Genomic DNA, 10,381 nt, shown 5'->3' with positions numbered 1-10,381 from the left:
GAGTTTGGACCGTGTCTCAGTTCCAATGTGGCCGATCACCCTCTCAGGTCGGCTACTGATCGTCGCCTTGGTAAGCCGTTACCTTACCAACTAGCTAATCAGACGCGGGTCCATCCTGTACCGCAAAAGCTTTGATATTTTTACCATGCGATAAAAACATGTTATCTCGTATTAGCATACCTTTCGGTATGTTATCCGTGTGTACAGGGCAGGTTACCCACGCGTTACTCACCCGTCCGCCGCTCTTTACCGAAGTAAATCGCTCGACTTGCATGTGTTAGGCACGCCGCCAGCGTTCATCCTGAGCCAGGATCAAACTCTCAAATAAAAGTTGTTACCTGCTCAGACTATCATTATCTGAATATCTGGCTTGGTTTGTTTTCGATTCTTTAAGAATCAGTTATATAAATTAACCTACTGTTTAATTTTCAAAGTTCATTTTCTCGGCTTACTTATCTTACCAGGTTATTAACCTTTAGTCAAGATTTTCTTTCGTTTTATTTTTCGTCCGTATCTCTTGGACAAGTAATACTTTATCACCTTTCTAATTATTAGTCAACATATTTTTTTAATTTTTTTGTAATATATTTTTAAAAATTTATTTGTATAGGATTTTATTAACATTACTAACAGTATTAAATTAAGTAAAACTCTTTCAATCCATTTTTTATCCACATTATCAACTAATTTATTAACTTTTTTAAATTTTATCTAAGTCATAATAAACAATAAAAAATTTACTTTAATTAAGTAATGTATCAGCAAAGCGCCATGTCATAACGCCTTATCCAATTACATAAAAAAAGCATAGATTAATCTATGCTATTATATTACTTATTATTAAATAAATATATTTATACTTTTTTAATTTATATATTTGTAAAATATTTTATTTAAAAATATAGAGTTAATATATGAAGTAATCCCAAATCCAATTACCATATAAAAAAATAATATATATCCAAAATAATCAACTAATGAAAACATCAATATTATACATAATAAATTCATAGTCAACATTATTATTGTATAAGGTAGGTTTTGTATTGATATAAGAATAGAATTTACTATAGTATTTTTTATAGTGTTATTAAATTTAGATATAATAGGAAATACATATGTAAAGTTAAATAAAAATATTATTCCTACTATCGTAGATATAAGCTTTAACATTACCCCCAAAGTTTTATCAGATATTAAATTAGATATGTAAAAATCTAGTAATAATACACTTCCAACTACTATCATTAATATCCATACTACAGTGCTAATTTTAAAATTCTCTTTAAATCTTTTTATAAATTCTTTAGTAACATGTACATCTTCACCTTTAACCTTTTTTAAAGCTACAGAATATGTCGCTGTTAAAGATGCTCCTATTGTTATAACTGGTATACTAAAAACTATGAATAAAAAATTTAACACTACTATATCTGTTATCGTATCTAGCGTTTCCCAAAACTTGCCATCATATCTAAATAAATTATCCATAAAAAATCCTTTCTATTAGTTGTAATCATTACTTAAAATTATTCTTATTTTCCAAATTTATTTATCTAATTTAGAAGTTGATTGTCTTACAAGCAGTTTTCCTTCAAAGATTTTGTGTTGATTTTTACTTTTCTTATTAATTAAGTCAAATAATATCTTAGTGGTTTCCTTTGCCATTTCTTCAATAGGTTGACGTATTGTTGTTATAGATGGATTATAATAGTATGTAATATCTAATCCATCAAATCCTACAACAGAGTAATCTTCTGGTATCCTTTTTCCACACTCTAGTATAGCTTTACATGCTCCAATGGCCATGCTATCAGAAATTGCATAAATCGCAGTAAATTCTTCTTTGGAGTTTATAAGCTCTTTAGTTAGGTTATATCCATTCTCCATACTATATGAATTAGGGCTATCCCAAGTATATCTAATTAAATTTTCATTTATCGTGATATTCCTACTTCTTAAAGACTTTCTATATCCTTCTAAACGCAAATTACTTATACTCATATCTGTACTATATGATGCTAGAATTGCAATTTTTTTATGTCCATTATCGCATAAAAAATCTACTATCTTTTTACTTTCATATACATCATCAACTGATACCGATGAATATAAATTCTTATCTACATTATCTGTTATAGCTATCGTGCTTAGTACAAATGGTATTTTTATTTCTTGTAACTTATCCTCTTGGTGTGAAAAAGATCCACCTAAAAATACTATTCCTTTTAACCTTTTTTCTTTTATAAGCTCTAAAGCTACCTCAACCTCATCTTGACTAGAATCTACTCTATGCAATATAAATGTGTATTTTCTATTTTGTATTTCTTCTTCAAATACTTTTATCATATTTTGAAAAAATGGGTTATCTATACCTTTTATTAATACTCCTATAGTTTTCGTATCTGAAAGTTTTAAATTTCTGGCACTATTATTAGGAATAAAGTTACTTTCTTTTATTACTTCCATAATCATTCGTCTAGTTTCTTCATTTATATCTGGATGATTATTAATAGCCCTTGATACCGTACTTACCCCTACGCCACATTTTTTTGCTATATCTTTAATTGTGATTGCCTTCATATCAACGGCTTCCTTTCAATTTAATATTTTAATGCATTAGCACATCAAATAATATATTTCAAAATTATTTTCTTCCATATACCTTTGTTAACATCCTTATTTTTTTTATTAAGTTGTTAGAGAAACAATTTGGTTTCATTCTCCATTTCCAGTTATCACCTAATGTAGATGGTACATTTATTCTAGCTTCATTACCTAATCCTAAATAATCTTGTACAGGTATTATACAAGTATTAGCCACGCTTCTCATAGCTAAACATATAAAATCCCAGTGTATTATACTTTCCCTAGTATATTTATTGTTCATGTAATTAACACACATTCTTTTGTCTTGCGGACTAATTTCTTTATACCAATCTCTAATTGTACTATTATCATGAGTCCCTGTATATACTATACAATTTTTTTCATAATTATGAGGTAAATAATCACTTTCTTCCCTTGAATCAAAAGCAAACTGTAGAATTTTCATACCCGGGTATCCTGTATCTTTCAAAAGTTGTTTTACACTTTCTGTTAAAAACCCTAGATCTTCTGCTATTATTTCTACATCTCCTAATTTTCCTTTTATATATTTAAATAAATCTAAACCTGGACCTTTTTCCCAAGATCCATTTATAGCAGTTTTTTCTCCATATGGTATAGCATAATACTCATCAAAACCTCTAAAATGATCTATCCTTACAACATCATATAATTTAAAAGAATACTCTATTCTTTTAATCCACCACTCATAATCTGTATATTTATGATATTCCCAATAATACAGTGGATTTCCCCATAATTGACCTGTTTTTGAAAAACTATCTGGAGGACAACCTGCTACAGCTGTAGGAATACAATCCTTATCTAATTGAAACAACTCTGGATTAGCCCATGTATCAGAACTATCTAAAGCTACATATATAGGGATATCTCCTATTATGGATATTCCTCTTTTATTTGCATAAGCTTTAAGCTTGCTCCATTGTTTAGTGAATAAGTATTGTTGATACTTATAAAACACAATATCATCTTTTAACTTTTCTTCATATTTCAATATAGCTTCTTCTTTTCTTGATCTAATATCATCATCCCACTCTATCCACGACTTTGAACCAAAATAATCTTTTATCGACATATATAACGCATAATCGTGTAACCACCACTTATTCTTTTCACAGTATGCTTTAAATATTTTATTTTTACTTATGTTACTTCTTTCATAAGCCTTTTTTAAAATTTTAAATCTTGATAAATATATTTTTTCATAATCTATATATTCATTGTTACTTCCCCAGTCATAACTATTACATTCTTCTTCAGATAAAAGCCCTTCTTTAACCAATTCATCTAAATCTATAAAGTATGGGTTTCCTGCAAAAGTTGAGAATGATTGGTAAGGAGAATCACCATACCCTGTAGGTCCTAGAGGCAGTATTTGCCATAGACTCTGACCTGCTTTTTCTAATATATCTACAAAATCATAAGCTTCTTTTGAAAAACTACCTATTCCATATTTTGAGGGTAAACTTGAAATAGGTAGCAACATTCCACTTCTTCTCATAATCTCTCTCCTCTACCCCTTATATTATCCTTTAACAGCACCAGCAACTACTCCTTCTATTATGTGCTTTTGACATATTAAATAGAAAATTATAATAGGAATGATTGCTAATACTAACATAGCCATCATCGCACCCATATCTCTATTTCCATTAGAACCTACTAACATTTGAATTACTACTGGTATAGTTTTGTATTTTGTAGATAAACCTATAACTAAATAAGGTAGTAAGTAGTCATTCCATATCCACATAGCATTTAGTATGGCAACAGTGATTGCAGTTGGTTTTAAAATAGGAAGCACTATGTAAAAATAAGTTTGTAAAGGATTACATCCATCTATCATAGCAGCTTCTTCTATTTCTAGTGGAATTGATTTTATAAAACCACTAAACATAAATATCGATAATCCTGATCCAAATCCTAAATATAACGCTACCATACCTAACGGATTTGCTAGGTGTAAAGTATCAGCTAACTTTACCATCGGGAACATTACCATCTGAAAAGGTACTATCATAGAAAATACAAATAAGTAATACAACACACTTGTAAATTTACTCTTTACTCTTGTAATGTAATATGCTGTCATAGAAGTAAAAAGTAAAATTACTACTACTGACATTATTGTAATAAAAAATGACCATCCAATAGCACTTAAAAACCCTGTTTTCTGTAAACCATTAATATAATTTGTGATACCTACAAATGTTTCTGCCGTAGGTAAGGAAAAAGGATTGTCACTTATAAAGAATTTTCCCTTAAATGAATTTACAACTATAAATATAATCGGTGCTAAAAATACTACTACTAATGCACAAAGTATGATAAATACTATATTGTCTCCTACATTCTTTTTTCTAGCCATTGTGTTTTGCATTACTGTTCAACCTCCTTCTTTCTAGTGAAGTATAATTGAGAAAGAGCTATTACCGCTACTATAACAAAGAATATAACTGCCTTAGCTTGACCAACACCCTCATAATTATTTCTTCCATAGAATGTATTAACTATATTAAGAGCTAGCATTTCTGTTTTATGCATTGGGGCTCCATTAGTTAATGCTAAGTTTTGGTCAAATAACTTAAAGCTATTTGATAAAGTTAAAAAAGTACAAATTGTAATAGATGGCATTACCATTGGTATAGTTACATTTTTTAGTGTCTGCCATTTTGTTGCTCCATCAATTTTTGCTGACTCTATTAATTCATTAGGCACACTTTGAAGCCCAGCTATATAAATAATCATCATATACCCTATCATTTGCCAATTCATAAGTATAATTAATCCTATAAAGCCATACTTTTGATTAGCAACAAGAGTCGTTCCATAATTAGCTAAAAATGAATTTATCATAGACTGCCAAGTATACCCAAGAACTATCCCACCTATTAAGTTTGGCATGAAAAATACAGTTCTGAAAAAGTTTGTCCCTCTTATCTTTTTTGTTAAAAAATAAGCAAGGGTAAATGCAAGTATGTTAACTGTTATAATAGATATAATTGTAAATATCGTAGTAAATCCAAAAGCCTCAACAAACCCTTGACCTGCTGAAAAAGCCTTTTTATAGTTTTCTATTCCCACAAATGTTGCATCACTTATTGTAATAAACTCACAAAAAGATAAATATAAACCTGTTATAAAAGGAATTATAAATGCAATAGAAAATGCAATCAGAGTTGGAATTAGGAATATCGGAAAGTATTTTTTTAGTGCTTTTTGCATAATGTTCCCCCTAATATTAATAATTTTAAACTTCTTATAACAAATTAGTTTAAAGAAAAAGCTTAAACCATAAACAAGCATTTCTCTCATCAAATAAATAGGATTTATCCTAAATTATATTAACGATATTATACTGTTATCTATGGCTAAGCCCTTTCACTTACAAATCAAATTAATTCAAAATTTATTTAGATGCTTCTTTTTCACTTGCCCATTCTTCAACTACTAATTTCTTAACATCTTCCCACTTCATATTTCCATTACAATACTCAAGTAATGCTGCACCAAAATCATCTTTAAATGTTTGGCTAGGGAAAGAAGTAAAGTTCCAGTCTACATTGTATAAATCTTTATTTCCTAAATATCTTAAAACTTCTTTAGCTAATGGATCTTGAGGTGTTTCTGAATCTTTGAAAGTATTAAATGGAGCTATGAAACCTAATTCATTTGTTACATGATTTTTACCTGTATCAGAAGTGAATAACCATTCAACAAACTCAATTGATGCTTTTTGATCTGCTTCTGAAGCTTTACTATTTATAGAGAAGAAATTTTCTGTTCCTATACAAAGTCCTTGTTTTTCTTCGCCTTCAATACCTGTATATATCGGCATAAATTTAACATTTTCTGCTTTAACAGTATTTCCTTCAACTTCTGCTATTTGACTCCATCCCCAGTTACCATTTTGAACCATTGCAGCTTTTCCAAGTGCAAATTCAGCCATTGAGTCTGAAACTGTCTTGCTACCTAATAATGTAGGTTCACAAGTTGAGTTATTTATGTATAGGTCAAATATATTTTTAAAGTTATCTGAATAAGTAAAATCTATTTTGTCTAAGTTAGATACTCCCTTATCTTTATATTCATAATAAACAGGAAGATTTGCTAAATGAGTCTGCCATCTCCAATCTTCACCAGGAGTTAGTGATGTAGAAGCAAATACTCCATCTATTCCTAATTGATCTTTTTTAGATTGCATATCTTCTGAAACTTCTTTTAATTTTGTAAAATTATTTATTTCATCTATTGATTTAGCTTTTGCACCATCTAATGCAAAGTATTTATCCATTATTTCTTGGTTGTATATTATACCATACCCTTCCTCAACATAAGGTATACCGTACACTCCATCCCCATCTTTTATAGCCATATCTTGATTTAATAATTTACTATAAAGATTTGTATCTTTTAAATCAGCACAATACTCTTTCCATGATTCATATCCTACTGGACCATTTATTTGGAATAATGTAGGAGCATCTTTTTTAGCTATTTCTGACTTTAATGTTTGTTCATAAGTTCCACTTGCAGCTGTAACTACTTTTACTTTTACACCAGTTTCTTTTTCATAATCCTCAGCAATTTTCTTCCATTGTGATTCTGATTCTGGCTTGAAGTTTAGGTAATATACTGACCCCTTACCATCTTCCTTAGCTGCACTATCATCAGAGGATGAAGAACATCCTGTTAGTGCTGCTGTTGTTAAAACTGCAGATAAAGCAATTGTTACAAACTTTTTTAATTTAATCATAGTAAATCCCCCTTTTTTAATTTGCATCCCTTTGAAGCCTTACTGGTAACGTTTCCGAAAACGTTGCTAATATCGTTTTCCTGCCCCTTTACTTAAATATTATCATCTACAATTCTCAAAATCAAGAAATTATTCTTTTATACTTTGTCCTTTATTGTGATCATATGCCGTTTTATAATTGACTTTTCTACTGTAACTTCCAAATATCTTTATTATATTGATTTATAGTTCTATCTGAAGAAAAATAACCTGCTTTACTTATATTAACTAGCATTCTTTTTGCCCACTTATTTCTATTTTCATATTCTTTAAAGACTTCCTCTTTCTTTTTGCAATACTCATTAAAATCTAATAAAGCCATAAACCAATCTTTCCTTATTATTTCTTTATATAGCCTAATAAGATTTTCTTCACATCCAATGTTCATTAACTCTTCACTAACAATAAAATCTACTATTTCTTTTATATTTTTATCCTTTATATAAATATCAAGAGGGTCATAACCTCCATGTTCATAGTGTTTAATTACATTATCACTCTTCTCCCCAAAGATAAATATATTATCATCTCCAACAAGTTCATGTATTTCTACATTAGCTCCATCTTCTGTACCTAGCGTTAATGCTCCATTTAGCATAAATTTCATATTACCAGTTCCACTTGCTTCCTTTGAAGCTAATGAAATCTGTTCTGATATATCGCATGCCGGTATTAGTTTTTCTGCAATAGTAACATTATAATTTTCAACCATTACAACTTTTAAATATTTACTAACTTCTTCATTATTATTTACAAGTTCTTGTAAACATAATATTAAATGTATTATATCTTTTGCAATAGTATATGCTGGGGCAGCTTTTGCTCCAAATATAACTGTAATAGGAGTTTTTGGTGTATTCCCTTGTTTAATTTGCAAATACTTATAAATTACATATAATGCATTCATTTGTTGCCTTTTATATTCATGTAACCTTTTTATTTGTATATCAAAAATAGAATTTTCATCTATATCTATATTTTGAGTCTTTTTAAGATAATTTTTTAATTCAACTTTATTAGAATGTTTTATATCTAATAACTTTTGAAGTACTTTTTCATCATTTATATATTTTATCAAGTCTTGCAATTTTTCTGCCTCAGCTTTAAATTCATCCCCTATCAATTCTTCTATAAACTCTGTTAATAGTGGATTACAATGAATAAGCCATCTTCTAAATGTTATTCCATTCGTTTTATTATTAAACTTTTCAGGATAAATTTTATAAAAATTATTTAATTCATTATTTTTTAATATATTAGTATGAAGTGACGCTACTCCATTTACGCTAAAACTATAGTGTATATCTATATGAGCCATATTTACATTATCATTTTTATCTATAATGTACACAGACTCATCTTCATAAATTTCTCTAACTCTATCATCTAACTCATTTATTATAGGTATAAGTTGTGGAACAACCTTTTCTAAATATTTAATAGGCCATTTTTCTAAAGCTTCAGCTAAAATTGTGTGGTTAGTATATGCACATGTTTTAGTTACAATTTTTATAGACTCATCTAATTCTATTCCTCTTTCAACTAATAAACGTATAAGTTCTGGTATAATCAAAGTTGGATGAGTATCGTTTATCTGTATTACTGCATATTCATCTAAGTCATGTAAGTTGCTTCCTTTTGCCATACACTCATCTAATATATATCTAGCACCATTACTTACCATGAAGTATTGTTGATAAATTCGAAGAAGACGACCTTCTTCATCACTATCATCAGGATATAAGAATAAAGTAAGATTCTTTTCGATATTATCTTTATCAAAATCTATACCACCTTTTACTATGCTTTCATCAATCGTTTCTATATCAAATAAATGAAGTTTATTAGTTTGATTATTATATCCTGTAACATTAATATCATAAAGTATAGATTTTAAAGTAAATTCCCCAAAATTAATATCATAAGTCGTACTGGTTTTATTCAACCACCCGACCTTATCAATCCATTCATTTTTTTCTTCTGTTTGTAAGTTATTATTGAATACTTGTTTAAATAAACCAAAATGATAATTTAAACCAATACCATCTCCTGGAATCCCCAAAGTTGCTATAGAATCTAGAAAACATGCTGATAATCTACCAAGACCACCATTTCCTAAAGATGGCTCAGGCTCTATCTCTTCTATCTCAGATATATTTTTTCCATGCTTTAATAAGATTTCTTTTACTTGATCATATATACCTAAATTTATCAAATTACTAGATAATAATTTTCCTATCAAGAATTCTGCTGATATATAATATAATTTCTTTTTGCCTTGATTTTTGATTACTTTTTTCTCGCTAAGCTCTTGAACTAATTCTAGTAATGCAAAATAAATTTCCTCATTTGAACAATCAGATATGTCTTTATTAGTTTTTAATTTTAGGCTTTCTGATAAATTCACCTACAATCCCCCTTTTTATTGACTAAATATTTTATTTAGCAATTTTGGAAACGTTATCGGAATCGTTTCCAAAATTGCTAAAATTTTTACTCTTAAGGTAATTGTAGTTTATTAAACTTTTTTTCACAACATATTTTTTTAATTTGCATTTTTTTTATAAATTTATTCCAATATTAAATACTTAAAATTTTTAAATTTTTGAACGCAAAAAAAGATTACGTGGCTACGTCTTACTCTCCCAGGAGGTCGCCCTCCAAGTACCATCAGCGCTAAAGAGCTTAACTTCTGTGTTCGGTATGGGAACAGGTGTATCCTCTTTGCTATAATAACCACATAATCTTTATCTTTTAGAGTTAATACTCTGAAAACTGTATATCATCTAGAGTTAATCATTTTATTCTTAGCAACCGAAATCTTCCTTATTAAAATTTTAATAATGATTTGGTTGGCGATATAAACCTTTAGGTTTATTTTGGTCAAGTCCTCGACCTATTAGTATCGATAAGCTAAATACATTACTGCACTTACACCTTCGACCTATCAACCAGGTA

7 protein-coding genes and 3 rRNA genes are annotated in these 10,381 nt (G+C 28.8%); all 10 read right to left on the bottom strand.

Annotated elements, in window-relative coordinates; translation table 11 throughout:
- Positions 1-328: ribosomal RNA gene (locus ABHC41_RS14410) — 16S ribosomal RNA — on the bottom strand; the annotation flags it as partial.
- A gap of 536 nt (positions 329-864) precedes the next feature.
- On the bottom strand, positions 865-1,491 hold the full coding sequence (locus ABHC41_RS14405; RefSeq protein ID WP_195238865.1) for a YesL family protein: 627 nt from the start codon (positions 1,489-1,491) through the stop codon (positions 865-867).
- 57 nt (positions 1,492-1,548) lie between these two features.
- Positions 1,549-2,583 (bottom strand): LacI family DNA-binding transcriptional regulator, encoded by a 1,035-nt coding sequence (locus tag ABHC41_RS14400; protein WP_195238863.1) that lies wholly within the window; start codon positions 2,581-2,583, stop codon positions 1,549-1,551.
- Between the two features lie 64 nt (positions 2,584-2,647).
- On the bottom strand, positions 2,648-4,129 hold the full coding sequence (gene malQ / locus ABHC41_RS14395; RefSeq protein ID WP_271894457.1) for a 4-alpha-glucanotransferase: 1,482 nt from the start codon (positions 4,127-4,129) through the stop codon (positions 2,648-2,650).
- 24 nt (positions 4,130-4,153) lie between these two features.
- Positions 4,154-5,008, bottom strand: coding sequence for a carbohydrate ABC transporter permease (locus ABHC41_RS14390; protein ID WP_092923317.1), 855 nt, complete (start codon positions 5,006-5,008; stop codon positions 4,154-4,156).
- The gene (locus tag ABHC41_RS14385) at positions 5,008-5,853 is read right to left on the bottom strand and encodes a sugar ABC transporter permease (protein WP_092923315.1); all 846 of its coding nucleotides are present in this window, start codon (positions 5,851-5,853) and stop codon (positions 5,008-5,010) included. The genes ABHC41_RS14390 and ABHC41_RS14385 overlap by 1 nt, the downstream gene beginning before the upstream one ends.
- A 184-nt stretch (positions 5,854-6,037) precedes the next feature.
- Entirely contained in the window at positions 6,038-7,384 is a 1,347-nt protein-coding gene (locus tag ABHC41_RS14380) for an ABC transporter substrate-binding protein (protein WP_271894453.1), read from the bottom strand.
- Between the two features lie 187 nt (positions 7,385-7,571).
- Positions 7,572-9,830, bottom strand: coding sequence for a glycogen/starch/alpha-glucan phosphorylase (locus ABHC41_RS14375; protein ID WP_271894451.1), 2,259 nt, complete (start codon positions 9,828-9,830; stop codon positions 7,572-7,574).
- Positions 9,831-10,047: 217 nt separating this feature from the next.
- Positions 10,048-10,164: ribosomal RNA gene (gene rrf, locus ABHC41_RS14370) — 5S ribosomal RNA — on the bottom strand.
- A 138-nt stretch (positions 10,165-10,302) separates the two neighbouring features.
- Positions 10,303-10,381 (bottom strand): 23S ribosomal RNA (locus tag ABHC41_RS14365); the annotation flags it as partial.

Origin of the sequence: Romboutsia sp. 1001216sp1, assembly GCF_039841805.1 — a bacterium.
Classification (GTDB): domain Bacteria; phylum Bacillota; class Clostridia; order Peptostreptococcales; family Peptostreptococcaceae; genus Romboutsia_C; species Romboutsia_C hominis.
This window is presented reverse-complemented; position numbering and strand designations above follow the sequence as displayed.

What these genes read in the sequence shown, in the direction of transcription:
- ABHC41_RS14405 (WP_195238865.1), bottom strand. Translation starts at nt 1,491, where the DNA reads ATGGATAATTTATTTAGATATGATGGCAAGTTTTGGGAAACGCTAGAT.
- ABHC41_RS14400 (WP_195238863.1), bottom strand. Translation starts at nt 2,583, where the DNA reads ATGAAGGCAATCACAATTAAAGATATAGCAAAAAAATGTGGCGTAGGG.
- malQ (WP_271894457.1), bottom strand. Translation starts at nt 4,129, where the DNA reads ATGAGAAGAAGTGGAATGTTGCTACCTATTTCAAGTTTACCCTCAAAA.
- ABHC41_RS14390 (WP_092923317.1), bottom strand. Translation starts at nt 5,008, where the DNA reads ATGCAAAACACAATGGCTAGAAAAAAGAATGTAGGAGACAATATAGTA.
- ABHC41_RS14385 (WP_092923315.1), bottom strand. Translation starts at nt 5,853, where the DNA reads ATGCAAAAAGCACTAAAAAAATACTTTCCGATATTCCTAATTCCAACT.
- ABHC41_RS14380 (WP_271894453.1), bottom strand. Translation starts at nt 7,384, where the DNA reads ATGATTAAATTAAAAAAGTTTGTAACAATTGCTTTATCTGCAGTTTTA.